The organism is Streptomyces sp. NBC_01707, assembly GCF_041438805.1.
Lineage (GTDB): Bacteria > Actinomycetota > Actinomycetes > Streptomycetales > Streptomycetaceae > Streptomyces.
The window spans coordinates 7,987,515-8,012,196 of the sequence record NZ_CP109190.1 but is presented as its reverse complement, the minus strand read 5'-3'; the positions used below and the strand labels follow the sequence as shown (position 1 = coordinate 8,012,196).

Here is a 24,682-nt window from a genome sequence, read left to right as displayed (position 1 = left end):
CCGACGGCGGCGTATCTGTGACGGCCCGCCGCGCACTGCCTCCCATCCGGACTTTAACCGTCGGTCCAGGAATCTCACCTGGTCAACCGGCCGCTGGATGCGGACGGGTCGCGGACTATAACCGCCGGTTCGGAATTGCACCGACCCCGGAGTGCGCTGCTGTTGTTACAGAATCAGTGTGCCACGCCTGTCCATGGGCCATACGGACGAGAGGTGTGGAGTGGCTCACAGCCCGGCCCCGGGCGGGTTCGCGCACGTACGCGCGGACGGGTTCCCGCCCGCCGATTCGGCTGTCTCCGACAGGCTGATTCCATGACGACGCCTCTGGTGACCGGCGCGACCGGACCCCTCGGGCGAGAGGTGACATCGACTGCGCATCGACGGGCATCAGGGCGTTGAGCCGCCGTTCACAGCCGTATGCCGTCGATCTGCGCGACGGCGCGGGCCGGGGCGCGGCGGTCGACGGCGTGACGCGATCGTGCACCGCGCCACGGCGCCCCGTGGTGACGACGGGCGGTCGGTAGGACCACGTTCGAGGAGTTGTTCCTCATGGTGCGCTGCCGACACCGCCCGGGGTGAACAGCTCGTCCTGAGCCGCATCGCGGGCGGCGAGCAGCGCGCCACGGAGTACCGCGGAGCCGCCCAGCAGACCCGCCCTGACCTCGGTCCGCAGCGGGGACATCATGGCCAGCCGCTCCTCGACCCGGGCCGCCAGCGCTTCGCCGCCCGCGTGGCCGACCTCGCCGGCGAGGACCACACAGCCGGGGTCGATGACCGAGGCGACGGCGGCGGCGCCCACCGCGAGGCGGTCGGCGAGGGCGGAGAGAAATGCCTCACTCTCCCCTTCTCCGGCCAGGGCGGCCCGTAGGGCGAACGCGGCAGCCGGCTCCTGCTCCCCGGCGCCCATCCGCGTACGCACGTCGATGCCGTGCCCCAGGGCCAGTTCGCACACCGGCGCCCCACCCACCAGGGAGTGGAACCCGCCGTCACAGTTGACCGCGGAGGGGATCCCCACCGCGCCCGGCACGGGCAGGAAGCCGATCTCGCCCGCACCGCCGGACGCTCCGCGGCGCAGCTTGCCGTCGAGCATCACGGCGGCACCGATGCCGTGGCCGAGCCAGAGCAGGACGAAGGTGTCGCGGTCCTGGGCCGCGCCCAGACGGTGTTCGGCGACGGCGGCCAGATTGGTCTCGTTCTCGACGAGCACGGTCGCGGGCAGCCGATGCTGGAGCACCCGGACGAGGCGACGGTGCCAGGCGGGGAGGCCGGTGGTGTCGCGGAGCTCGCCGGTGACCGGATCGATCAGACCGGGGGCACCGATGCCCACGCTGTGCAGCGGTGCGGCGCCCGCTTCGCGCGCAGTGTCCTCCAGCAGTGCGGCGGCCTGTTCCGCGGCGGCTTCGGTGCCGGTGTCGCTGCCGATCGGCAGGGTGGCCTCGGCGAGCGTGACGCCGAGGAGATCGGCGACGACGACGGCGACGCTGTCGGTGCGCACGTCGAGGGCGGCGAGGTGGGCGCGGTCGGCGACTATCCCGTACAGCCGGGCGTTGGGGCCGCGTCGCTCGGCACCGCTCTCACCGACCACCCGGATCAGACCGGCGCCCTGCAACCGCTCCACCAGATCGGCGACGGTGGGGCGGGAGAGTCCGGTCAGGGTCTTCAGCTGGGTGGCCGTCAGGGGGCCGTCCTCCTGGAGCAGTCGAAGGGCGAGCCGGTCGTTGATGGCCCGGGCGGTGCTCGGTGATGCGGGCATGCCGGGATCCTTCCAGATCACTGCCGTGCGGCGAGAGACCTTGACGGTCTATTTATCAGGCAGGGTTCCTGATAGTTTACTGTCCGCACCGTGACGACAGGCGCGGAGATCGACCGCGACCGAGAATTCCCAGGGGAGGGCACGGCGGCATGACGACGGAATCCACAGAGACGGTCTTCGGCACGGAGCAGGTGAGGCGGGCCAGGATCGCCGTCGCCGCGGTCTTCACCGTGCACGGCGCGGTGACCGGCAGCTTCGCCACTCGCGTGCCCTGGATCCAGGACCACACCGGTGTCAGTGCCGGGCAGCTGGGCATCGCCCTGGCCTTCCCGGCGATCGGTGCCTCGCTCGCCATGCCGCTGGCCGGTGCGATCAGTCATCGCTTCGGCGCCAGAACCGCACTGCGCGGACTGCTCGCGATGTGGACACTCGCACTGGTGCTGCCCTCGTTGGCACCGAACCTGCTGACGCTGTGCGCGGCACTCTTCGTGTACGGGGCGTCGGCCGGCATGTCGGACGTGGCCATGAACGCCCTCGGCGTCGAGGTGGAGAACCGCCTCGACAAGTCGATCATGTCCGGACTGCACGGCATGTGGAGCGTGGGCGCCCTGATCGGTTCGGCGGCGGGCACCGTGGCCGCCCACACCGGCGCCGACGCGCGGCTGCACCACATCCTCGCCGCTGTCGTGCTCACCGTGCTCGGCCTGGTCGCCTGCCAGGGTGTACTGGATCTGCGCAGCGAACCGGACCAGGAGCCGCCACCACGGTTCACCCTGCCCCCGAGGTCGGCGCTGGTCATCGGCGCGGTGGGGTTCTGCGCGGTGTTCGCCGAGGGAGCCAGCCTGGACTGGTCGGCGGTCTACCTCCGGGACGTCATGGACAGCTCAGCCGGGCTCGCGGCCGCATCCACGACGGCGTTCGCGCTGACGATGGCGGTGGCCCGGATCGCCGGGGACAAGGTCGTCGACCGGTTCGGTGCGGTCAGGACCGTACGGGTGGGCGGAGTGCTGGCAACCGTCGGGGGTGTGCTGGTGGTCGTCGCGCCCGGCGCCGTTCCGGCGATGGTCGGTTTCGGGCTGCTGGGCCTCGGTGTCGCCGTGGTCGTCCCCCTGGCGTTCGCGGCGGCGGGACGCAGCGGGCCGAACCCGAGCCAGGCGATCGCGGGCGTCGCGACGATCACGTACACCTCGGGGCTGATCGCCCCGTCGGCGATCGGGTCGCTCGCCGAGGCGACCTCGCTGGTCGTGTCGTTCGGTCTGGTGACGGTATTGGCGTTCGGTCTGGTGCTGGGAGCCGGAGTGCTGCGGGCGGGCGACCGCCCGGTCACGGCGAAGGCGGTCGGCGTACCGGAGACGGCGGCCGAGCCCCGGGCCTGAAGGGCTCGTTCGGCGGGCGGGGCTCCGGGGGGAGCCCCGCCCGCCGACGTTCAGCCCGCGATCGAGTCGAGCTGTTCCGCGGCGGGCCGCAGCGCCCAGAGGTCGCCGCCGGGCGGCGTCTCCAGGTGCGGCACGGCGGCCTGCGCCTGCCGGTCACCGGCGTCGGCGGCGGCGTGCACGATGTCACTGGCCGCGTACCGGTAGAACTCCAGCTCGGGGTGCGGCCAGGGGGCCGCCCCGGTCGCGGCGGGCAGCAGATAGTCGACCGCCTTGAACAGGCTCTGCCCCTGCGGCCCTCGGTACGCCCAGAGGTCCACACCGACCTGCTTGCCGATCGCGGCGAGCCGCGTGTAGGCGACCAGGTCGAAGGTCGAGTAGTGCCAGCTGCGGGTGCGCGCCAGCTCCTGCGGCTGGGTGCCGTCGGCGGCGATCTGCGGGTCGATCCGCAGCGCACGCGCGTCAAGGACGACCTTGCGGGCGAGGTCCTTGTCACCGGTGGCGAGGGCGAGTCCGGCGATCTGCATGTCCTGGAAGGTGCCGTGGTTGTTCTGGGCGGCCGATTCCTGCTTGCCGAAGTCCGAGTCGACCAGCCAGTCCAGGAAGGAGGTGTTCCAGGCCCGCATGCCGGTCCGGTCGTTCTTCGACCAGCCGGGCGCACCGGTGTCGAGGAGTGCGATGGCGTCCAGGACCGAGGTGTACTGCTGGGAGAAGTCGATGATCCCGATGGCCCGGCCGTCGTACTTGCACGGGATGAACTGCCCGTGGTTCAGGTTGGGGTTCATCCGGGTCGCGGGGTCGAGGAACCAGGTACGCAGGATGTCCGAGGCGTGCTCGGCGTACTGCTTCCGGCCCGTGTAGTACCAGGCGAGGCTGAGCGTGGTGACCGAGTTGAAGACCTTGCCGATGTCGGGGCGGTCGGTGCCGGTGTCGACCTCGGGGTTGCGTTCGCCGTCGCGCTGGACGTACGGACAGCCCCATGGGTTCTCCGCGGTCTTCGGCTGGGAGGGCCACCAGTACGGGGCCTGGCTCAGGTAGTCGTGCGGGTCCCCGCTCGGTGCGGGCTTCGGCTTGTCGACGACCGTCCAGGGGCCCTGGTCGAGCCAGCTGTCCGCCTTCACGGTCAGCGCGTCGACGGCGGTGCGCAGAGCCCGGTCGCCGTGGTCGAGCCGTAGCTTGGCCTGCTGCATGCGGTGGCCGTCGATGACCACGGTCCTCGGCACCCGGGGCGGCGGACGGTGGCCGTGGGCCGTGGCGGCTGCGGAGGAGGCGGCCGGCACCAGGACGGCGGCCAGGGCAACGGCGGTGGTGAGCAGGGCTCCGAGACGCCGACGAGGTCTTTCGCTCATCGAGCACTCCCCTCATGAATCAGATATATGAATGATGTTCACGAGCAAGACCGTGCGAGCGTAGAGCCGCCTGTTCGGAGTGACAATGCTTCGCGCACGATTCATGGATGGGACCTTCGGGCGGGGCTCGCGCAACGCAACCCGGACACGGGTCGACGCCGCTCCGGCATTACCATGGCGCTGATCTTCTCCGCGGTGGCGCCGGCCCGTACGAACACGGCACCGGGCACCGCACGGACCCACACACGGACACACAGGGAGCGACCATGGGCGGCCTCGGCGTGCGCTGGACCTTGCACGGCGACGGAAAGACCCCCGCGCCGGGGGCCGTGGTCCGGCCCGACGAGCGGCTCTCCTGGCCCCGTACGTTCGGTCTCGGCGCCCAACACGTGGTCGCGATGTTCGGCGCTTCGTTCGTCGCCCCGGTGCTCATGGGGCTGGACCCGAACCTCGCGATCATGATGTCCGGTGTCGCGACGGCCATCTTCCTGCTCGCCACGCGCGGCCGGGTGCCCAGCTATCTCGGCTGTTCGCTCTCCTTCGTCGGCGTGGCCGCGACGATCCGGGCCGGTGGCGGGGACAGCGCCGTCGTCACCGGGGCGGTCTTCGTCGTCGGCGTGGCGCTCTTCCTCGCGGGTCTCGCGGTGCAGCGCTTCGGTGCCCGGATCATCCACGCGGCGATGCCGCCCGTGGTAACCGGCGCCGTCGTCATGCTCATCGGCTTCAACCTGGCACCGGTCACCGCGTCGACGTACTGGCCGCAGGACCAGTGGACCGCGCTGCTGGTCATGCTCTTCACCGGTATGGCCGTGGTGTGCCTGCGCGGATTCTTCTCGCGCATCGCGATCTTCCTCGGTCTCGTCTTCGGTTACGTGCTGTCCTGGGTGCTGGACCGGGTCTTCGGCAAGATCCATTCACCGGCGGGCGGCGCGGAAGCGGTCGACCACTGGCGGCTCGACCTGTCGGCGGTGTCCAAGGCCGACTGGATCGGACTGCCGTCCTTCCACGCCCCGAGCTTCGAATGGTCCGCGATCCTGGTCGCGCTCCCTGTGGTGATCGCGCTGATCGCGGAGAACGCGGGGCACGTCAAGGCCGTGGGCGAGATGACCGGTGACTCGCTCGACGACAAGCTCGGCACCGCGATCGCGGCGGACGGCGCAGCCTCCATGCTCTCCACCGCAGTGGGTGGCCCGCCCAACACCACGTACTCCGAGAACATCGGCGTCATGGCCGCGACCCGGGTCTACTCCACCGCCGCATACTGGGCCGCCGCCTGCTTCGCCCTGCTGTTCGGGCTCTGCCCCAAGTTCGGCGCGGTCGTCGCGGCCATCCCGGGTGGGGTCCTCGGCGGCATCACCGTCATCCTGTACGGAATGATCGGCCTGCTGGGCGCCCAGATCTGGATGAGCGGCAACGTCGACCTCCGTAACCCGCTGAACCTGGTACCGGCCGCCGCGGGCATCATCATCGGTGTCGGCGGGGTCAGCCTGAAGATCACCGACGATTTCGAGCTGAGCGGGATCGCGCTCGGCACCATCGTCGTGATCACCGGCTACCACGTGCTGCGGGCCTTCGCCAGTCATCCCCGCTGCGGGCCTCGGCTCGCGCCTTCTCCCGCTCACGAAGGCGATTCCGAAGGAGATGCTGCCGGTCGGTGACAAGCCGGTGATCGAACACACCGTGCGCGAACTCGTGGCCTCGGGCATCACGGACATCACCATCGTCGTCTCGGGCGGCAAGGGACTGATCCAGGACCACTTCCGGCCCAACCCCGCGCTCGTCGCCCAGCTCCGCGCGGACGGCAGGAACGCGTACGCGGACGCAGTGGAGGAAGTCGGCGACCTGTCCAGGCGCGGGCACATCACCTACCTCGACCAGCACGGCCCGTACGGCAACGGAACCCCCGTCCTCAACGCGGCGCGGAACCTCGGTGACGAGCCGATGCTGGTCCTGTGGCCCGATGACGTCTTCGTCGCCGGGACTCCGCGTGCGCAGCAGCTGATCAAGGCGTACGAGGCGACCAGCTGCCCCGTACTCGCGCTCATGCCGATGAAGCCCGCCGACTCCCACCGCTACGGCGTACCCGTCGTCAGGGAGGACATGAACGACGGGCTCCTGCGCATCTCCGGCCTCGTCGAGAAGCCGAAGCCGCAGGACGCGCCGTCGGCGTACGCGGCCATCGGTGGATACGTCGTGACCCCCGGCATCGTCGACGAGCTGCGCCGACAGACGGAACGCTGGTACGAGCACCGCACCGGCGAGGTCTACCTGACCGACGCGATCAACGCCTACGCGGCCGGCCACCCCGTGTACGGGCAGGTCATCGAGGGCCGGTGGTACGACACCGGCAACCCGCTGGCCTATCTCACCGCCCAGTTCGCCGCCGCGCTCGCCGACCCGGAGTACGGCCCCCATCTGCGCAGGCTCGCGCAAGACGTCGGCGAGACGCCTTCGACCTGACGGCGCAGCGCCGCGCTCCCCCGTCCGATGCACCCCGGGGCCCATGTCCGGGACACCGATGGCTCTGCCGTCGTTCCCCCGTTCCGATGAACCCTGGGCCCGTCGGCGCCACCGCGGGCCCATGGCTGGGACGCTGCCCCCATGGCGCAGTTCAAGCAGATGGAGCAGTTCGCGGACCGGGCCGCTCCCGTCGCCGCGCCGCCCGCTGTCACCTCGGTGCTCGGGCGGATGCGTGAGCTTCAGTCCTCCTGGCCGCCGGTGGACGGGGTGGCGGTCTTCAACCGGGTCTATCTGGCAGTCACCGAGAGCATCGACCGGCAGATCACCGAAGGCGCGTTCCCTGACCGGCCGGCCGCGGCCGCCCTGGACGTGAAGTTCGCGGAGCGCTATCTCGCGGCGGTCGACGCTGCGTCGGCGGGACACCGTCCGCCCGACTGCTGGCGCCCGCTGTTCCAGTACCGGCACCATCCCGGCGTACGGCCGCTGCAGTTCGCGATGGCGGGGATCAACGCACACATCGGCCACGATCTGGCGCTCGCCGTGGTGGACACCTGCCGCACGCTCCGCTGCGCTCCGCCGGACCTGCAGGACGAGTTCGACCAGGTGGGCGATCTCCTCGCGATGCTGGAGGAGCAGATCCGGGAGGACCTGATGCCGGGACCCGATCTGCTGGAGGTCGCGGATCCGCTGACCCATCTGCTGGGGTCATGGAGTCTGGACCGGGCCCGTGAGGCGGCGTGGTCGGCGGCCCGGGTGCTGTGGCGGCTGCGTGATCTCCCGTTGCTCGCCGAGGAGTTCCGGCAGCGGATGGACGCGGGTGCGGGTCTGGTCGGGCGCTGTCTGCTCACTCCGTTCCGCTGACCAGGCACCCTGCGAAGGCCACCGCACCGCGAGGGCGGCACATCCGGGCACCGTCTGCCGATGCCGGTGCCGGTGCCTGGCCGGTGCCGGTGCCTGGCCGGGGCCGGGGCCGGCGGCTCAGCGTCCGCCGGCCCGGGTGACGCCGGTCAGTCCTCCGGGAGTTCGACCGGGGCGATGTCGTCGAAGACGTCACCGGGGCCGGGGTTCGTCGCATCCGTGGCGCCGCCGAACTGGCTCATCACACCCCAGACGGCGTTGAGCGCGGTCTGCACGGCGCCCTCGGCCCATCCGGCAGTCCAGGAGATGTCGTCGCCCGCGAGGAAGAGTCCGCGCTTGTCGGCGGGCAGCCGGTCCTGCATGAAGTGGGTGAACAGCCGCCGCTGATAGCGGTAGTGGCCCGGCAGGTTGGCCTTGAACGCGCCCATGAAGTAGGGCTCGTTCTCCCAGGACACCGTCACCGGGTTGCCGATGATGTGCTTCCTGATGTCGACGTCCGGGTAGATCTCGCCGAGCGACTTCAGCATGACCTCCATCCGCTCGTTCGGGGAGAGCGGCAGCCACTTCAGGCTGTCGTCGCACCAGGTGTACGAGAGGCAGATGACGGCCGGCTTGTCGGGCCCGTCGTCGAGGAGGTAGGTACCCCGGGTCATCCGGTCGGTGAGCGTCATCGACATGACGTCCCGGCCCGTGGGAACCCCCCGGTCGTCGACGGCCTTGTCCAGCCAGAACGGCCGGTCGACAGGAACGAACAGCTTCGACGACTCCATGTAGTGGGTACGCTCCATCGCCGTCCAGTGGTCGATGGGGAACAGGGCGTCGTCGCAGTCGATCTTGGAGAGCAGCAGCCAGGACTGGCCGGTGAAGATCGCCGCACGGAAGGTGCGGATGTCGCCGGTCGCATCGGTGACGGTGATCCGGTTCCCGGCGGTGCGGTGCAGCCGGGTCACAGCGGGGCGGGGCTCGCCGTCGTGCAGCGAGGACAGCGACGTGCCGAGCGGCCAGTGCACGATCTTCTGCGGCTCGCGCTCCCAGAGCCGCAGGGGGAGCTGCTGGCTGCCGCCGACGATGCCGCGGTGATGATCGTCGGCCTCGGTGTAGACGACCCGCAGGATCTCCAGGATGGAGTTGGGGAAGTCGGTGTCCCAGCCGCCGGTACCGAAGCCGACCTGGCCGAAGATCTCGCGGTGCCGGAACGACTTGAAGGCGTCGGAGGCGCAGAGGAAGCCGTAGAAGGTCTGGTTGTCGAGCTTCTCGACGAGCTTCGACCAGATCTCCCGGATGCGCGGGACGTCGCGCTCGCGCATCGCCCGGTTCATGTCGGAGAAGTCGGCGCCCTCCTCCAGGCAGGCGTTCCAGGCGTCCATCACATCGCGGTAGACCTGCGGCAGATCGGCGATGGTCTCCGCGTAGTGCGACTCGCCCTTGAGGTCGACGACGGTCGACGGGGTGGCGGGGGACAGCGGGTTGGGGAACGGCTCGGTCCGCAGGCCCACCAGATCGATGTAGTGCTGCAGCGCCGTGGACGACGGCGGGAAGCGCATCGCGCCCATCTCGGCGGTCAGCTCGGGGTCGCAGCCGTCGAAACCGACGGTGCGCAGCCGCCCGCCGATCTGGTCCGCCTCGTAGACGACGGGCTTGAGGCCCATCTTCATCAGTTCGTACGCGGCTACGATGCCGGAGAGCCCGCCACCGATGACGGCGACCTCGGTGCCGTGCTCGGTCGCCGGTATCTGGCCGAGCCCCGCGGGATGGGCCAGGAAGTCGTCGTAGGCATAGGGGAAGTCCGGCCCGAACATGGTGATCGGCGGCTGCGCGTCGGTGTGCTGGACGGCGTTGGGCACCGTGGACGTCATGGGGTACGGACTCCTTGCACGGGAAAGAGAAGGCGGGAGGGCGCGGGCTCAGACGAGGGAGCCGTACAGACCGGGGCGGCGGTCGTGCAGATACGGGTTGGCGGCGCGGGACGCGCTCAGGAACTCCGGGTCGACATCGCCGACGACAAGCTCCTCGCCGCGTCCGGCCCGGGTACGGACGGTGCCGTCGGGGCCGGCCAGGCAGCTCAGCCCGACGAACTCGAACTCGCCCTCCGGACCTGTCCTGTTGACGTACGCGACATACATCTGGCTCTCGAAGGCACGGACCGGCACGACGGACTCGGCGACGAACTGGAAGGGGTGCATCTGCGCGGTCGGCACCAGCAGCAGGTCGGTGGCGGCGAGCGCGTGCGCCCGCACGTTCTCCGGGAACTCGACGTCGTAACAGATCATGATCCCGATGCGTACGCCGTCCAGCTCGGCCTGGACGACGGGCTGCTCGCCGGGGGTGAACCACTGCTGCTCGAAGCAGCCGAACAGGTGGGTCTTGCGGTAGTTGGCGAGCCGGGTGCCGTCCGGGCCGATCAGCTGCGCCGCGTTGAAGATCAGCTCGTCAGCGCGCTCCGGGTAGCCGTACAGGACCGCGAGCCCGTGCCGTACGGCGATGTCGGCGACGGTCCGCGCGGAGGCGCCGTCGGCGGGCTCGGCCAGCCGGGGCACGTCGTCGCCGATGGCGTATCCGGTGAGGAACAGTTCGGGGCAGACCAGCAGCCGGGCCCCGGCCGCTGCCGCGCGGCCGGCGGCCTCGTCGAGCGCCTTGATGTTCTCGGCCACCGAGCCCGGACGTCCGGAGCTCTGGAGCAGGGCGGTGCGCAACGGCGGCATGGCAGACCTCGGGCGGTGCGGGCTGAGCGGGGACGTATAGACGGTACGGGCCGGGATTCCGGCCGGACAAGGCGCGAGCGTTGCGCGTCGACCGTCGATCCATTGCGTGATCCACCGCTGCGGCGGTGATTCGTTGCGTGGAGTGTCGTTGCAGGTCAGAGGGGTGATTTCGGTCTCGCCGAGGACCACCTGTCCCGGTGCCTGCACGCGGCCGCGACATGACGGGCCGGCGAGTCGCCGACCGCCTGTGTGATCAGCCCGGAGTCCCCGAGGAGTACCGCCGCAGCAGCGGCGACAACACCAGCACCGACTTGGTGCGCTCCACATAGGGCTCGCCCGCGATCCGCTCCAGCACCTGCTCGAAGTGGCGCATGTCCGCGGCGAAGACCTGGACGATCGCGTCCGCCTCCCCGGTGACGGTGGAGGCCGATGCGATTTCCGGATAGCGCGCCAGACCGCTCTTGATCGCCTCCGGAGAGGTGTTGCGGCTGCAGTAGATCTCGATGTACCCCTCGGTCTCCCAGCCGAGCGCCGCCGGGTCGACCCGTACGGTGAAGCCGGTGATGGCCCCCTCGGCGCGCAGCCTGTCGACGCGGCGCTTCACCGCGGGCGCCGAGAGGCCGATGATCGCGCCGATGTCTGCGTAGGAGCGGCGGGCGTCCTCGGCAAGGGCGTGGACGATGCGTTCGTCGAGATCGTTCAGTCGCACTTCAGGTGGATCACTTCTCTGCGATGGATGTTCGGGGGACTGCGGCACACCGTGCCGCACCCGAAGTAGAACACGCGGTGGAGGACGGAGCCGTACGGACGTCGGGGCGACGCGGCGGGGTAAGGGTGCAGTGCGCACCCCTACCGAACGGAGACCCGATGACCTGGCTCGACCCCGAACCCTTTCTGCGCGGTGTGGCCTGGCGGGACGGTGTGCGTACGGTACGCGCCGACCCGGCCGATCTGGCCCGGCTGCCGTGGGACACCCGGGCGCGGGCGCGGCTGCCCATCGGGGTACGGCTGGAGTTCCTGGCACCGGGCGCGCGTGCGGTGGAGATCCGCTACCGCGCCACCGTGCCCGACCCGGCGGACGCGCTGCACGACCTCGCGCATGTGTTCGCACTCTGGCAGGGCGACCGGTGCGTGGCGGAGATCTTCGCGGAGCCCGCCGAGGAGGCGGTCGCCGTGCTCAAACTCCCGCCCGGGGAAGGCCCGTTCACGGTTCATCCGCCGCAGGGACAGTCCCCGCTGATCCTCGGCGTGCGGGCGGTGGGCGGCACGCTGCTGCCCGCGCCGGCGCAGCCGCGGTGGGTGGTGCACGGCGATTCGATCACCGAGGGCTGGTGGTCCACGCGCCCCGCCCACGCGTGGCCCGCGGTGGCCGGCCGTGCGCTCGGGCTGGACGCGGTCAATCTGGGGTACGCCGGGTCGGCGCGCGGTGAGCTGTGCGTCGCCGAGCAGATCGCGGCGCTCCGGGCCGACGTACTGACGCTGGCGTTCGGTACGAACTGCTGGTCAGGAGTGCCGTTCTCGGCGCCGCTGCTGTACGAGACGGTGCGCGCGTTCATCACACTGGTGCGCGCGGGCCACCCCGGGACACCGTTGCTGCTCATCTCACCGCTCGTGTGCCCGGAGGCCGAGGACACCCCGAATGCCCTCGGGGCCACTCTGCGCGAGCTGCGGACGGCGCTGGAGGAGGCCGGTGCCGACCTCGTCAGCGCCGGCGACTCCCGGCTGTCCGTGCTGCCGGGACGCGATGTCCTCGGGCCGGAACATCTGGCGGACGGCCTGCACCCTGACGACGCCGGCCACGCGCGTCTGGCGGCGGCCGTCACGAAGGCGCTCACGCCCTACGCAGGGGACTGCTGAGCGGCGTGCTCCCCCGCCGACGGAAGAGGTCCGGGCCGCGTCGGTGGCCCGGACCTCTTCCTCGTCGTCTCCCGGCGCTGCCGGGAACGCGTGACTAGCTCCAGCTGGCGTGCAGCGCCTTGCCCTCGGCGTAACCGGCGGCGCTCTGCACACCGACGACCGCCTTCTCGGCGAACTCCTCCAAGGACGCCGCACCGGCGTACGTGCACGAGGAGCGGACGCCCGCGATGATCGAGTCGATCAGGTCCTCGACGCCGGGGCGGGCCGGGTCCAGGAACATCCGCGAGGTGGAGATGCCCTCCTCGAAGAGCGCCTTGCGGGCACGGTCGTACGCCGACTCGTCCGACGTGCGGTTCTTCACGGCGCGCGCGGACGCCATGCCGAAGGACTCCTTGTAGTAACGCCCGTCGGCGGACTGCTGGAGGTCGCCGGGCGACTCGTACGTACCGGCGAACCAGGAGCCGATCATCACGTTGGACGCGCCCGCGGCGAGCGCCATGGCGACATCACGGGGGTGGCGGACGCCGCCGTCCGCCCAGACGTGCTTGCCGTACTTCTTCGCCTCGGCGGCGCACTCGAGCACCGCGGAGAACTGGGGCCGCCCGACCCCGGTCATCATCCGGGTGGTGCACATGGCACCGGGGCCGACACCGACCTTGATGATGTCCGCGCCGGCCTCGATGAGGTCGCGCACGCCCTCGGCGGCGACGATGTTGCCGGCCACGATCGGCACCTGCGGGTCGAGCGCACGGACCGCGCGGACCGCGCTGATCATGGACTCCTGGTGGCCGTGCGCGGTGTCCACGACGAGGGTGTCGACGCCCGCGTCGAGGAGCTGCTTGGCCTTGCCCGCGACATCGCCGTTGATCCCGACGGCGGCGGCGATCCGCAGCTTGCCGTCCGCGTCGGTGGCCGGGGTGTAGAGGGTGGCGCGGAGCGCGGCCTTGCGGGTGAGGATGCCCACGAGCCGGCCGTCGGCGTCGACGGCGGGGGCGAGCTTGCGGTGGGCGCCGTCGAGCTTGTTGAACGCGTCACGCGGATCGATGTCCGCGTCGAGCAGCACCAGGTCCTTGGACATGACCTCGGAGAGCTGGGTGAAGCGGTCGACACCGGTCAGGTCGTGGTCGGTGACGACGCCGACGGGCCGCTGCCCGTCGTCGACGACGACGCCGGCGCCGTGCGCGCGCTTCGGCAGCAGCGACAGGGCGTCGGCGACGGTCTGCCCCGGGGTCAGCACGATCGGCGTGTCGAGCACGAGGTGGCGCGTCTTGACCCAGGAGATGACATCGGTGATGACGTCGATCGGGATGTCCTGGGGGATGACGACCAGCCCGCCGCGGCGGGCGATCGTTTCGGCCATCCGGCGGCCCGCGATCGCCGTCATGTTGGCGACCACGAGCGGGATGGTGGTGCCGGTGCCGTCCGGCGAGGAGAGGTCGACACCCTGGCGGGAACCGACCGCTGAGCGGCCCGGAACCATGAAGACATCGTCGTACGTGAGGTCGTACGGGACCGAGGGGGACTCTGTGTAGCGACCGGTGCCGGGCTCAAGAAAACGCATAGGTCTCATTTTTTCATACGGAACCGCGCAGGTCGCTGCCCTGAAGACACAGCAAAAGGCCCCCGTGTTCGTACGTTCCTACAAGGGCCGCGTACGGGAGTCCCGGGCAAGTGGAACCTGCCTTACCCACAGACAGTACCCGAACAGCTTTCAACCATTCGCGATCATCTTCCCTGGACCTGGTGACAAGGGGTCAGGTAGCTTCAAACGCGCAGGTCCCGCGGGTCGCAACCAGGTCCCGAGGAACAGGCGGAACGGCCCCAACTTCCGTCACACGTACGACCGGAGAGGATCCAGACCCGCCCGTGGAGAACGAACTGCCGGACATCTACTGCCCGTTCCCCCAGCAGACGAACCCGCACGTCGCGCACACCCGTGCGCACCTGGACAGCTGGACGCGCAGCACCGGTCTGGTACACCGGGATTCAGCCAGGGAGCGCTTCGAGCAAGCCGACTTCGGCGCGTTCGTCGGCATGGTGTATCCGACCGCGAACGCCGAGAATCTCGATCTCGTCGCCGACTGGTTCGTATGGCTGTTTCTCGTCGACGACCAGCTCGACGACGGCCACCTCGGCCGCAGCCCGGACCGGGTTCGCGACGTGGTGGCGCTGATGCGCACAGTGGTCCAGGGCACCGGCGCCGGCCCGCTGCCGGACGAGGAGCTGCCGGCCGCGGTGGTCGCCCTGGCCGACCTGTGGGAACGCACGACGCCGAACGCGGCCGCGCACTGGCTGCGACGGTTCGCCTGGCACCTGATCACGTACCTCACCACCGCCACCACCTGGGAGGCGGGGAACCGGGCGAACGGCGTCGTGCCGTCCGAGGAGACGTACATCGCCAAGCGGCGGCACACCGGCGCCATACATGTCTGTATGGACCTGATAGAGATCGTGGCCGGCATCGAGGCACCCGAGTCGATCCACAACGACCCCAGGTTCATCGTCGCCCTCGAAGCCTCGTGCAACGTCGTGTGCTGGGCCAATGACGTGTACTCGTACGAGAAGGAACAGGTCCTCGGTGAGATCCACAACCTCGTCCATCTGGTCCGGCACCACCGCGGATACGGCAAGCAGCAGGCGCTCGAGCACGTCTGCGCGGAGATCGCCAGGGAGACGGAACGCTTCCTGGCCGCCGAGGCCGAGCTGGTGACGGCCTACCCGCTGCTCTCCGGGATGCTCGTCCCGTACATGAACGGGATGCGGAGCTGGATGCGCGGCAATCTGGACTGGTCACGGCAGACGCCGCGCTACAACCCGGCGGACGTCAGCCAGTACAAGGAGCCGCAGCAGTACCTGGAGCCGACGGTCCTGGGCGTGCGGCAGGACTGACCCCGGAGCGCATCGCAACGGCCGCCGGGCGGGCTGGAGCCCATCCGGCGGCCGGGGTGCGGTGTGGTCGGCGGACGGCCCGTCCAGGGCGCCGCCCTGCCCCGCTCAGTCCCCGTCCGGGTCGGCCCGCTCCAGTGCGGGACGCCGCGGCGCCGCGGACTCCGTCAGCAGATATTCGGCGGCCGATGTGTCCGTCACCAGACTGGTGACCAGACCGGACCGCAGGACCGCCCCGATCGCCGCCGCCTTGCGCTGGCCACCCGCGATCGCCACCACCTCGGGGATCCGCCGCAGCCGGTCCGCCTCGACGGTGATGCACCGCTCGCCCAGGTCGCGGCCGACCCGGCGCCCCTCCGTGTCGAAGAGGTGCGCGGACATCTCGGCGGCGACGCCGAGCGACGCGTAGTGCTCCCGCTCCTCGTCGGTCAGCATGTCGTGGACGGTGGAGATGCCCGGCTCCCAGGAGCCGATGGAGACCGCGGCGACCGTCACCTTGTCGAAGTACTCGAAGGCGCGCGCGATGCCGGTCTGGTGGCGGAGCGCCGCGGCCGTGGCCGGGTCGGGCAGCAGCATCGGCGCATAGATCGGGTGGGCCTCGCCACCGGAGACCTGGGCTGCCCGCCGGACCGCCTCGACCGAACCACGCTCGGCGGTCCCCGCGTCGTACACCCCGGTGAGCTGCACGACCGTGCACGGCGGCAGCCGGTCGAGGGCCGCCGCCATGTGGATGGTGGACCGGCCCCAGGCCAGGCCCAGGACATCGCCTTCGTTCACCAGTTCGCCGAGAAGATCGGCCGCGACCTCGCCCAGGTTCTCCGGATCCGGGGCGTCGTCCTGCTCCTCCGCAGGAGACTCGACGACGACCGCGTGCCGCAGCCCGTAACGGGCCCGCAGCGCGTCGGAACGCTCCGCGTCCAGCTCCGCGGGGACGCGGATCTCGATCCGTACGAGGTCACGCTCGAGCGCCGTCTCCAGGACCCGGGCCACCTTGAAGCGGCTGACGCCGAACTCCTCGGCGATCTGGATCTTCGACTTTCCCTCGAGGTAGAAGCGGCGGGCCATGGCCGCCGCCTGCACCAGCTCCGCGGGCCCCATCCGCAGGGCGGACCGTCCCGCCGACATAGCAGACACCGCGATCTCCTCACTGCTGTTCACACGCTCGATACGCCGTTCATCCTGTCAGATCCGGCGGTCCTTGATCGGTCCCGTCGGACCGCGTTCATCTGCCCTTGGCCGGGCCGACCGGCAACCGGGGCCCGACCGGGCTGCGTCGTCACTGCCGACGTCGCCGCCCGCTTCAGTGGTTGCACGCCCAGGCCGCCGAGGCGATCGTCCCGTCCGCCTTGGCACGCAGGGCGCGTACCGCCTCGGCCGGGTCCTGGGCCCCGTACACCGCGGAACCGGCGACGAAAACGTCCGCACCGGCCTCGGCGCACCGCTCGATGGTGGACTCGGAGACCCCGCCGTCGACCTGGAGCCACAGCTCCAGACCATGCTTGGAGATCAGCTCACGGGTACGGCGGATCTTCGGCAGCATGATGTCCAGGAAGGCCTGGCCGCCGAAGCCCGGCTCCACCGTCATGATCAGCAGCATGTCGAGCTCGGGGAGCAGGTCCTCGTACGGCTCGATGGGCGTCGCAGGCTTGAGCGCCATGGAGGCGCGGGCCCCCTTGGCCCGGATCTCACGCGCCAGCCGTACGGGCGCTGCCGCGGCCTCCGCGTGGAAGGTGACCGAACCGGCCCCCGCCTCGACGTACTGCGGTGCCCAGCGGTCCGGGTCGTCGATCATCAGGTGACAGTCCAGCGGAGTGTCCGTGGCCCGGCTGAGCGATTCCACGATGGGCACGCCGAGGGTCAGGTTGGGCACAAAGTGGTTGTCCATGACATCGACATGCAGCCAGTCGGCGCCTTCGACGGCCTTCGCCTCCTCGGCGAGGCGAGCGAAGTCGGCGGACAGGATGCTCGGGTTGATCTGGGCCATGTGCCAAGCCTGCCATGTTCCGCGGCACTTCCCCGCCCGGGTGCGGGCCAAAGCCTCACGGGATCATTACAGTTCGCGAAATCCAGGGGTTTCCGCCGTCCGATCCGGGCGATTCGGCCCTCGTCGGGCCGATCGGCAACGGTCCGGGTCCTGCGGCGGCGGCATTCTCCCGGCACCACGCACCGCAGGGGCGAGGGTTTCGTTACGCAATTTCGTTACGCGTCGGCCCGGACACCGACCATCGGCGCTCGGGACGCACATTCCGCCACCGGCCGCACGTCACGGGTCGCCACGGTCCGTGAGGCCGGCGGTACCGGGCGTTACACGGTACGCCGCAACAGGGCCAGGTACATCGCGTCCGTGCCGTGCAGATGCGGCCACAGCTGGACGTCGGGCCCGTCGCCCAGCGCGGGCACACCGGGCATCAGCGGGCGCGCGTCCACCCACTCCGCCTCCACCGGCTGGCCACCGCGCCCCTTCAGCACGTCCTCGACGACCACTCGGGTCTCCGCGAGATGCGGGGAGCAGGTCGCGTAACCGACGATGCCGCCGACCCGCACGGCCTTCAATGCCTCCCGCAGCAGGCCCCGTTGCAGCGGCGCGAAGCTCTCCAGGTCCTCCGCGCGGCGACGCCAGCGGGACTCCGGGCGGCGGCGCAGCGCGCCGAGGCCGGAGCACGGGACGTCCATCAGGACCCGGTCGAAGCTGTCGGGCTGCCACGGCGGGCGGGTGCCGTCCGCGGTGATGACCTGGTACGGGCCGGGGTTGCCGGCCAGCGCGCGCTCGACGAGCCGGGCCCGGTGCGGCTGCTTCTCGGCGGCGAGCAGGGCGGCGCCGCGTTCGGCGGCGAGGGCGGCGAGCAGCGCGGCCTTGCCGCCCGGCCCGGCGCAGCCGTCGAGCCACCGGGTGTCACTGCCGTCCACCGGCGCGTTGGCGAGGGCCGTCGCCACCAGCTGGCTGCCCTCGTCCTGGACCCCGGCACGGCCTTCCTGGACGGCGGCCAGGGCGCCGGGCTCGCCGCCCTCGGCCATCCGTACGGCATAGGGCGACCAGCGGCCGGGCAGCCCGTTCTCGTCGCCGAGGGCCGTGAACAGCTCATCGGTGGTGGAACGGCCCGGGCGGGCGACGAGGGTGACCTCGGGCCGTTCGTTGTCGGCTTCGAGGAGATCCTCGATCCCGGCACGGCCGCCGCCCAGCGCGTCCCAGAGGGCGGAGACGATCCACCGGGGGTGCGAGTGCACGACGGCGAGGTGGTCCTCGGCATCCTCGTCGTACGACGGGGCGACACGCGCCACCCAGCCGTCGAGGTCGTCCGCCGAAACCTTCCGCAGCACTGCGTTGACGAACTTCGCCCGTCCCTCGCCGAGCACCACCCGGGCCAGCTCCACACTGGCGGAGACCGCGGCGTGGGTGGGGATACGCGTGCCGAGCAGCTGGTGCACGCCCATGTTCAGCACATCGAGGACCGGCGGGTCGACCTCGCGCAGCGGCCGGTCGATGCAGGACGCGACGATCGCGTCGTACGTGCCCTGGCGCCGCAGCGTCCCGTAGACCAGCTCGGTCGCCAGCGCCGCGTCCCTGGCGTCGAAGTCACCCTTGGCGCGTGCCTTCTTCAGCAGCGGCGGCAGGACGAGGTTGGCGTACGCGTCGCGTTCGTCGACGGCCCGGAGCGCCTCGAAGGCGAGGAACCGGACCGGGTCCTTCTGGGGCCGGCGATGCGGCTTGGCGGGACGGCGACGCTGCTGGTCGTTCACGTGAAAGGTGCTCCGCTGATGGTGAGGGGGCGAACCCTCCCACCCTACGTCGCCGTCGGATCGGGCCCGTCCGGCGATCGAGGGCAGGACAGGCCACCCGACGGTCCTGTCGGGCGTCCCCGCCGGACGGAGTCCCGGGCAGGACGCCGCACCGGTCTCAGACCCCGATCAGCTCCCCCGGAGCGATCCGCACCCCGCGCGCCCAGTCCGCTGCCCGCATCGGCTTCTTGCCCTGCGGCTGGACCCAGAGCAGCTCGACGGCGTGCGACCCGGTGCCGACGTACACATTGTTCTTGGACGCGGACAGCTCGCCGGGCGCCAGGTCGGCGCGGTCCAGGACGGGTACGGCCTGGATCAGCTTGAGGCGCTCTCCCCGGAAGAGCGTCCATGCGCCGGGGGCGGGGGTGCAGCCGCGCACCACCCGGTCGACCCGCAGTGCGGGCGCCGACCACTGCACCTGGGCGTCCTCGACCGTGATCTTCGGTGCGAGGGTGACGCCCTCCTCCGGCTGCGGCACGGCGTGCAGGGTGCCGTCCTCGATGCCGTCCATGGTCGCGGCGAGCAGCCCGGCGCCGGCGAAGGCGAGCCGGGTGAGCAGATCGCCGCTGGTGTCGGTGGGCCGTACCTCCTCGGTGAGGACGCCGTACACCGGTCCCGAGTCGAGTCCCTCCTCGATCAGGAAGGTCGAGGCACCGGTGACCTCGTCCCCGGCCATCACCGCGTGCTGCACGGGGGCCGCGCCGCGCCAGGCCGGGAGCAGCGAGAAGTGCAGATTGACCCAGCCACGGGTGGGGATGTCGAGCGCGGTCTTGGGCAGCAGCGCCCCGTAGGCGACGACCGGGCAGCAGTCCGGGGCGATCTCCCGCAGCCGCGCGAGGAAGTCCTCGTCGCGCGGCCGGGCGGGCTTCAGCACCTCGATCCCGGCTTCCTCGGCGCGCTCAGCGACCGGGCTGGCGACCAGTCGACGGCCGCGTCCGGCCGGAGCGTCGGGGCGGGTGACGACGGCGGCCACTTCGTGCCGGCCGGAGGAGATCAGTGCGTCCAGGGCGGGTACGGCTACCTCGGGGGTGCCTGCGAAGACGAGCTTCATGGGTGGCTGACTGCCTCTCAGGCGGAAACGTACGGTGACGAGCAACGCACCAGTCTAAGGGCTGTCCCGTGGTCCCAGGCGGGCGCGCGACGACGGCCACGGCACCTCGCCGCGTCGTCGGAACACCCGAGTACGTCCAGTATGCGGACGTCCCTCCGCCTTGCGACGCACCGCGCCGCATCTGCCGCCGCGTGCCGGTCCACCAGGCACTACGGGACGTCCTCGGGTGGCGACCGCGCGGGGCGTACGCACGACCGTGCGCCCCGCGCATATGCGCGTACGCCCCTGAAGCGTGACCACAGCCCCGGGTGACGCGTTGGTCAAGAGAGATTGACCGAAGCGGGCCGCCAGGTGCGGTCCGGCCCCTTTCAACGCCGGTTCGAGAGGCTTCTTCATGGCCGACCACGCAACCCACGACGCCCAAGCGCGGGCCAGCCTGCATCTGTTGGTGCGGGACATCGAGCGGGTCCGGCGGCAGGTGGACGCACTGCGCACGCTCACCGCCCAACTCGGCAACGTCTACCGTCCCCGCCGCTCCGGCCCGTCCACGGGCTTCGTCGTCTACGGCAGGGCCCCGGCCCCCACCGTCAGACTGGCCCAAGAACTGCGGGACAGCGTCGAGACCCTGGTGACGGCGGCCGTGGACTTCGACCGCTCGCTGGGCTTCTCCTGGGACGCGGTGGGCTCCGCACTCGGGGTCACCAAGCAGGCGGTCCACCGCCGCTACGGTGCCCGCCGGAACACCCCGCAGCCGGGGGCGGCGGAGGTCGCCGCGGAGACCGCGGGAACGCGTCCCCTGCCCGTGACGTCCGGGCCCGGCGCGTCGTCGGTGCTGCCCGCCGTGCCCGCGGCCCGCTCGATGCCTCCACAGCCATCGACGGACCGCCCGGCCCTGCGTGAGGACCTGCGCCCCGGCGTCTTCCCCGGCCCGCGCAACGGCTGACCGAACCCCCTCTGCCCCGCCGTGCCCGACGCACGGAGGGGCAGTCGTATGTGCCTCGCCGCACGTCCGGTCAGCCGATGTCCGGGGGATCGATCCTGATCCGTACCGGGTCGCCGTTCCCCCGGGCCATCCGCGCCGCCTGGGCCGTCTTCAGAGCGGCGGCGAGCGCGGCGCCGCTGCCCGGCGGCACCCGGAGCAGCGCCCGCTCCCAGCTCTCCCCCATCGGCGCCTCCCACGGTCTGCGCGGTCTGCCGGGTTCGGTGCGCGGCGCCGGGACCGGGCCGAGCACCTCCGCCTCCGCCGGCAGTTCCGCGGCGGCGAGGAAAGCGGCGAGAGCCTCCGGCGGGCCGGTCACCGACGCCATCCGGGACACCGGCGGGAAGCCCAGCTCGGCGCGTTCCGCCAGCTCGCGGCGGGCATGGCCGACCGGGTCCCAGCGCACCAGCGCCTGGACCGGCCGCAGCGTCGGTTCGGCGACGATCACCACCGTGCCGCCGTCCTGCTGCCCCCGTACCAGTGAGGCCGCGGCGGTCCAGCGGCGCAGCGCCTCCTCGCCGGCCCTGAGGTCCGGACGACCGACCATCGCCCAGCCGTCGAGCAGCAGCGCGGCCGCGTAGCCGCCCTCTGCGACGGGCTCGGCGCCGGGGGTGCTGACCACCAGCGCGGGCACGTCGGGCACGGAGTCGAGGATGTGGTCGCGCCCGGACGTGCGCACCGGCACGGCGGGGAACGCCCGGCCGAGCTCCTCGGCGGTCCGCCGGGCGCCGACGATCTGGGCCCGCAGCCGGTTGGCGCCGCAGGCCACACAGTGCCAGGCGGTTTCGGCCCGGCCGCACCAGGCGCAGTTGAGATCCCGCTGGTCCGGTGCCTCCAGCGGTCCCGCGCAATGCCGGCACCGGGCGGGCTCGCGGCAGCGCTCGCAGGCCAGCCGGGGCGCGTACCCACGACGCGGCACCTGCACCAGCACCGGCCCGCTGCGCAGCCCGTCGCGCACGGTCTGCCAGGCGAGGCTGGGCAGCCGCGCCGCCCGGGCCGCCCCGTCCCGGGCCAGCTCGCCGTCGCCGACGGTACGGATCAGGGGCGCCGCTGTCCGCAGCTGTTCCCGATCCGCGCGCAGCGGCAGCGCCCAGCCGCTCTCCACCAGTTGGGCGGCCTCCACCGTGCAGTTCGTCCCGCCGAGCAGGAACGCGCACCGGCCGTGCGCGGCCCGCAGCTCCAGGACCTCCCGGACATGCGGGAACGGGGCGTTGTCGTCGCTGTGACTGGAGTCGCCGTCATCCCACATGGCCACCAGGCCCAGATCCGCGACCGGTGCGAACATGGCGGCCCGCGTCCCGACCACCGCGCGCACGGATCCGCGCCGCACGGCGAGCCACTCCCGGTACCGCTTCTCGGGCCCGGACTCTGCGGTCAGCAGCGCGTGACGGCCCGCCCCCAGCACCTCCGTGAGCGCGGCGTCCACCCGCCCGGCAGTGCGCCCGTCCGGTACGACGACGAGCGCACCCCGCCCGGAGGCGAGGGTCGCGGCGACCGCCCTGGCGATCTCCTGCGGCCAGTGCGGGCCCGGCAGCGCGGTCCACACGGCCCGGGGCGCTCCGCCCTCGGCCAGTGCCCGCAGGAACGCGGGCCCCTGCTCGTACCGCTCCCAGCTGCCTGCCGAGGGCGCCGGAGGCGGCGGCAGCGGTTCCGGCGACGGCTTGGACTCGGCCCGTCCGTTCCTGGGAGGCACGGCGAGCTGCAGCACATCGGCGAGACTGCCCGCGTACCGGTCGGCCACGGCCCGGGACAGGGCGAGGAGCTCGGGTCCGAGCACCGGCTCGGGCGATACGACATAGGCGAGCGCGGCGAGCGCCCCCGGGTAGTCCGACTCGGCACGCCGTTCGACGAGGAAACCGTCGATGAGCCCACCGCCCTCACGGCGCCCGCCGCGGACGTTGCGTCCCCCGGCCCCGAACCGCACCCGCACCCGCACACCGGGCTGCGCCTCTGCGTCGAGCTCTTCCGGCACGGCGTAGTCGAAGTACTGGTCGAGGTGGAGCACGCCCTTGTTGACCAGCACCCGGGCGACGGGCAGCTCCTTGGCGAGTGCGGCCCCCCGCCACGTCCGCGGCTTGGCCCGCGGCACGTTCGCCTTCCGTACGGTCTCCCGAATGAGCGCAAGCTGCTCCGGCGCCCCGCCCTCGGGCTCCACGGACTGCTCGTTGTCGCTGCTCACAGCCAAATTCCTACCAGACACCACTGACAGCGGCCCCGGCCCGGGACCGTTCTCCCCGGCCCACCGGGGCCGCACGCACCGGGGCCCGGACACCGCGTTCGGCGTCCGGGCCCCGGCGTACGGGCGAGAGCGGCAGGCTTACAGCCCGGCCGCCTTGCGCAGTGCTTCCACGCGGTCCGTGCGCTCCCAGGTGAAGTCGGGAAGCTCGCGGCCGAAGTGGCCGTACGCCGCGGTCTGGGCGTAGATCGGACGCAGCAGGTCGAGGTCGCGGATGATCGCGGCCGGGCGGAGGTCGAAGACCTCACCGATGGCGTGCTCGATCTTCTCGGTCTCGATGGCGGCGGTGCCGAACGTCTCGACGAACAGGCCGACCGGCTCGGCCTTGCCGATCGCGTACGCCACCTGCACCTCGCAGCGCGCCGCGAGGCCCGCCGCGACGACGTTCTTGGCGACCCAGCGCATCGCGTACGCCGCCGAGCGGTCCACCTTCGACGGGTCCTTGCCCGAGAACGCGCCGCCGCCGTGGCGGGCCATGCCGCCGTACGTGTCGATGATGATCTTGCGACCGGTCAGGCCGGCGTCGCCCATCGGGCCGCCGATCTCGAAGCGGCCGGTCGGGTTCACCAGCAGCCGGTAACCATCGGTGTCCAGCTTGATGCCGTCCTCGATCAGCTGCGCGAGGACGTGCTCGACGACGAACTCGCGGATGTCGGGGGCGAGCAGCGAGTCGAGGTCGATGTCGCTCGCGTGCTGCGAGGAGACGACGACGGTGTCGAGGCGAACGGCCTTGTCGCCGTCGTACTCGATGGTGACCTGCGTCTTGCCGTCGGGACGCAGGTACGGGATGGTCCCGTTCTTGCGGACCTCGGAGAGCCGGCGCGAGAGGCGGTGCGCCACGTAGATCGGGAGCGGCATGAGCTCCGGGGTCTCGTCGCAGGCGTAGCCGAACATCAGGCCCTGGTCGCCCGCGCCCTGCTTGTCGAGCTCGTCCTCGTCGCCCTCGACGCGCTTCTCGTACGCCGTGTCGACGCCCTGCGCGATGTCCGGGGACTGTGCGCCGATGGACACCGAGACGCCACAGGAGGCGCCGTCGAAACCCTTCTTGGAGGAGTCGTAACCGATCTCCAGGATCTTGTTACGCACCAGCGTCGGGATGTCGGCGTAGGCCTTGGTCGTGACCTCACCCGCGACATGCACCAGACCGGTGGTGATCAAGGTCTCGACGGCGACGCGCGAAGTCGGGTCCTCGCGCAGGAGGGCGTCGAGAATGGTGTCGCTGATCTGGTCAGCGATCTTGTCGGGGTGACCCTCGGTGACAGATTCCGAGGTGAAGAGACGGCGGGACACATCGCTCCCTGGGGGTTGCAGCGGCTGCTGGCTGATCATTGGCGGACCGTCCGGGAGCTGCGCCCGGCACGGTCCGGGACCCAGTTTATCGGTCGCTATCGGTTGTCGGAC

19 protein-coding genes and 1 riboswitch are annotated in these 24,682 nt (G+C 71.4%); of the genes, 7 read left to right on the top strand and 12 right to left on the bottom strand.

Annotated features, from left to right (window positions below):
* Positions 1–28: 28 nt before the first annotated feature.
* Positions 29–159: riboswitch (FMN riboswitch) on the bottom strand.
* A gap of 388 nt (positions 160–547) precedes the next feature.
* On the bottom strand, positions 548–1,753 hold the full coding sequence (locus tag OG963_RS35910) for an ROK family transcriptional regulator (protein WP_093775398.1): 1,206 nt from the start codon (positions 1,751–1,753) through the stop codon (positions 548–550).
* A 149-nt stretch (positions 1,754–1,902) separates the two neighbouring features.
* Between OG963_RS35910 and OG963_RS35905 the strand changes: the two genes are divergently transcribed.
* Positions 1,903–3,129 carry an MFS transporter gene (locus OG963_RS35905; protein ID WP_327424017.1) on the top strand — a complete coding sequence of 409 codons (1,227 nt, stop codon included), beginning with the start codon at positions 1,903–1,905 and terminating at the stop codon, positions 3,127–3,129.
* A gap of 50 nt (positions 3,130–3,179) precedes the next feature.
* Here OG963_RS35905 and OG963_RS35900 read toward each other — a convergent pair whose 3' ends face one another.
* Entirely contained in the window at positions 3,180–4,475 is a 1,296-nt protein-coding gene (locus OG963_RS35900) for an alginate lyase family protein (protein WP_327424016.1), read from the bottom strand.
* Positions 4,476–4,741: 266 nt separating this feature from the next.
* On the opposite strand from OG963_RS35900, the gene OG963_RS35895 reads away from it, so the two are divergent.
* The 3 genes from OG963_RS35895 to OG963_RS35885 all read left to right on the top strand — a co-directional run bounded on the left by OG963_RS35895 (position 4,742) and on the right by OG963_RS35885 (position 7,796).
* Positions 4,742–6,133, top strand: coding sequence for a uracil-xanthine permease family protein (locus OG963_RS35895; RefSeq protein WP_371799830.1), 1,392 nt, complete (start codon positions 4,742–4,744; stop codon positions 6,131–6,133).
* The gene (locus OG963_RS35890) at positions 6,057–6,935 is read left to right on the top strand and encodes a UTP--glucose-1-phosphate uridylyltransferase (protein WP_371800345.1); all 879 of its coding nucleotides are present in this window, start codon (positions 6,057–6,059) and stop codon (positions 6,933–6,935) included. Before OG963_RS35895 ends, OG963_RS35890 begins: the two co-directional genes overlap by 77 nt.
* Positions 6,936–7,094: 159 nt before the next feature.
* A complete protein-coding gene (locus tag OG963_RS35885) occupies positions 7,095–7,796 on the top strand; it encodes a DUF5995 family protein (RefSeq protein ID WP_093775524.1) in 702 nt (233 codons plus the stop codon).
* A gap of 146 nt (positions 7,797–7,942) precedes the next feature.
* Here the strand turns inward: OG963_RS35885 and OG963_RS35880 are convergent, their stop codons facing one another.
* The 3 genes from OG963_RS35880 to OG963_RS35870 form a co-directional block, all read right to left on the bottom strand.
* Entirely contained in the window at positions 7,943–9,649 is a 1,707-nt protein-coding gene (locus OG963_RS35880) for an NAD(P)/FAD-dependent oxidoreductase (RefSeq protein WP_030918974.1), read from the bottom strand.
* Between the two features lie 48 nt (positions 9,650–9,697).
* Entirely contained in the window at positions 9,698–10,495 is a 798-nt protein-coding gene (locus OG963_RS35875) for a carbon-nitrogen hydrolase family protein (RefSeq protein WP_093775390.1), read from the bottom strand.
* 253 nt (positions 10,496–10,748) lie between these two features.
* Positions 10,749–11,204: an Lrp/AsnC family transcriptional regulator gene (locus tag OG963_RS35870; RefSeq protein ID WP_030918969.1), complete on the bottom strand. Its 456-nt coding sequence runs from the start codon at positions 11,202–11,204 to the stop codon at positions 10,749–10,751.
* Positions 11,205–11,362: 158 nt separating this feature from the next.
* Between OG963_RS35870 and OG963_RS35865 the strand changes: the two genes are divergently transcribed.
* Complete coding sequence (locus OG963_RS35865; RefSeq protein WP_093775386.1) at positions 11,363–12,352, top strand: GDSL-type esterase/lipase family protein; 990 nt, start codon at positions 11,363–11,365, stop codon at positions 12,350–12,352.
* Positions 12,353–12,446: 94 nt separating this feature from the next.
* Here the strand turns inward: OG963_RS35865 and OG963_RS35860 are convergent, their stop codons facing one another.
* On the bottom strand, positions 12,447–13,913 hold the full coding sequence (locus OG963_RS35860; RefSeq protein ID WP_093775384.1) for a GuaB1 family IMP dehydrogenase-related protein: 1,467 nt from the start codon (positions 13,911–13,913) through the stop codon (positions 12,447–12,449).
* A 305-nt stretch (positions 13,914–14,218) separates the two neighbouring features.
* On the opposite strand from OG963_RS35860, the gene OG963_RS35855 reads away from it, so the two are divergent.
* Positions 14,219–15,241, top strand: coding sequence for a terpene cyclase (locus OG963_RS35855; protein ID WP_030918960.1), 1,023 nt, complete (start codon positions 14,219–14,221; stop codon positions 15,239–15,241).
* Positions 15,242–15,346: 105 nt separating this feature from the next.
* Here OG963_RS35855 and OG963_RS35850 read toward each other — a convergent pair whose 3' ends face one another.
* From OG963_RS35850 to fmt, 4 genes are all read right to left on the bottom strand, one after another.
* The gene (locus OG963_RS35850) at positions 15,347–16,363 is read right to left on the bottom strand and encodes a sugar-binding transcriptional regulator (RefSeq protein WP_030918957.1); all 1,017 of its coding nucleotides are present in this window, start codon (positions 16,361–16,363) and stop codon (positions 15,347–15,349) included.
* 175 nt (positions 16,364–16,538) lie between these two features.
* Complete coding sequence (rpe, locus tag OG963_RS35845) at positions 16,539–17,222, bottom strand: ribulose-phosphate 3-epimerase (protein ID WP_030918954.1); 684 nt, start codon at positions 17,220–17,222, stop codon at positions 16,539–16,541.
* A gap of 320 nt (positions 17,223–17,542) precedes the next feature.
* Positions 17,543–18,976 (bottom strand): RsmB/NOP family class I SAM-dependent RNA methyltransferase, encoded by a 1,434-nt coding sequence (locus tag OG963_RS35840; RefSeq protein WP_093775380.1) that lies wholly within the window; start codon positions 18,974–18,976, stop codon positions 17,543–17,545.
* Positions 18,977–19,133: 157 nt separating this feature from the next.
* A complete protein-coding gene (fmt, locus tag OG963_RS35835; protein ID WP_093775378.1) occupies positions 19,134–20,066 on the bottom strand; it encodes a methionyl-tRNA formyltransferase in 933 nt (310 codons plus the stop codon).
* A 394-nt stretch (positions 20,067–20,460) separates the two neighbouring features.
* Here fmt and OG963_RS35830 point away from each other — a divergent pair, with 394 nt between their 5' ends.
* A complete protein-coding gene (locus tag OG963_RS35830; RefSeq protein ID WP_093775376.1) occupies positions 20,461–21,009 on the top strand; it encodes a hypothetical protein in 549 nt (182 codons plus the stop codon).
* Positions 21,010–21,079: 70 nt separating this feature from the next.
* Here the strand turns inward: OG963_RS35830 and OG963_RS35825 are convergent, their stop codons facing one another.
* Positions 21,080–23,224, bottom strand: a complete 2,145-nt coding sequence (locus OG963_RS35825) for a primosomal protein N' (RefSeq protein ID WP_371799829.1) — start codon at positions 23,222–23,224, stop codon at positions 21,080–21,082.
* Positions 23,225–23,362: 138 nt separating this feature from the next.
* On the bottom strand, positions 23,363–24,571 hold the full coding sequence (gene metK / locus OG963_RS35820) for a methionine adenosyltransferase (RefSeq protein ID WP_030918939.1): 1,209 nt from the start codon (positions 24,569–24,571) through the stop codon (positions 23,363–23,365).
* Positions 24,572–24,682: the final 111 nt, after the last annotated feature.

Coding starts and splice junctions, on each gene's coding strand:
- OG963_RS35895 (WP_371799830.1), top strand. CDS start 4,742: ATGGGCGGCCTCGGCGTGCGCTGGACCTTGCACGGCGACGGAAAGACC.
- OG963_RS35865 (WP_093775386.1), top strand. CDS start 11,363: ATGACCTGGCTCGACCCCGAACCCTTTCTGCGCGGTGTGGCCTGGCGG.
- OG963_RS35880 (WP_030918974.1), bottom strand. CDS start 9,649: ATGACGTCCACGGTGCCCAACGCCGTCCAGCACACCGACGCGCAGCCG.
- fmt (WP_093775378.1), bottom strand. CDS start 20,066: ATGAAGCTCGTCTTCGCAGGCACCCCCGAGGTAGCCGTACCCGCCCTG.
- OG963_RS35885 (WP_093775524.1), top strand. CDS start 7,095: ATGGAGCAGTTCGCGGACCGGGCCGCTCCCGTCGCCGCGCCGCCCGCT.
- OG963_RS35910 (WP_093775398.1), bottom strand. CDS start 1,753: ATGCCCGCATCACCGAGCACCGCCCGGGCCATCAACGACCGGCTCGCC.
- OG963_RS35860 (WP_093775384.1), bottom strand. CDS start 13,913: ATGCGTTTTCTTGAGCCCGGCACCGGTCGCTACACAGAGTCCCCCTCG.
- OG963_RS35875 (WP_093775390.1), bottom strand. CDS start 10,495: ATGCCGCCGTTGCGCACCGCCCTGCTCCAGAGCTCCGGACGTCCGGGC.
- rpe (WP_030918954.1), bottom strand. CDS start 17,222: ATGGCCCAGATCAACCCGAGCATCCTGTCCGCCGACTTCGCTCGCCTC.
- OG963_RS35830 (WP_093775376.1), top strand. CDS start 20,461: ATGGCCGACCACGCAACCCACGACGCCCAAGCGCGGGCCAGCCTGCAT.
- OG963_RS35850 (WP_030918957.1), bottom strand. CDS start 16,363: ATGTCGGCGGGACGGTCCGCCCTGCGGATGGGGCCCGCGGAGCTGGTG.
- OG963_RS35905 (WP_327424017.1), top strand. CDS start 1,903: ATGACGACGGAATCCACAGAGACGGTCTTCGGCACGGAGCAGGTGAGG.
- OG963_RS35900 (WP_327424016.1), bottom strand. CDS start 4,475: ATGAGCGAAAGACCTCGTCGGCGTCTCGGAGCCCTGCTCACCACCGCC.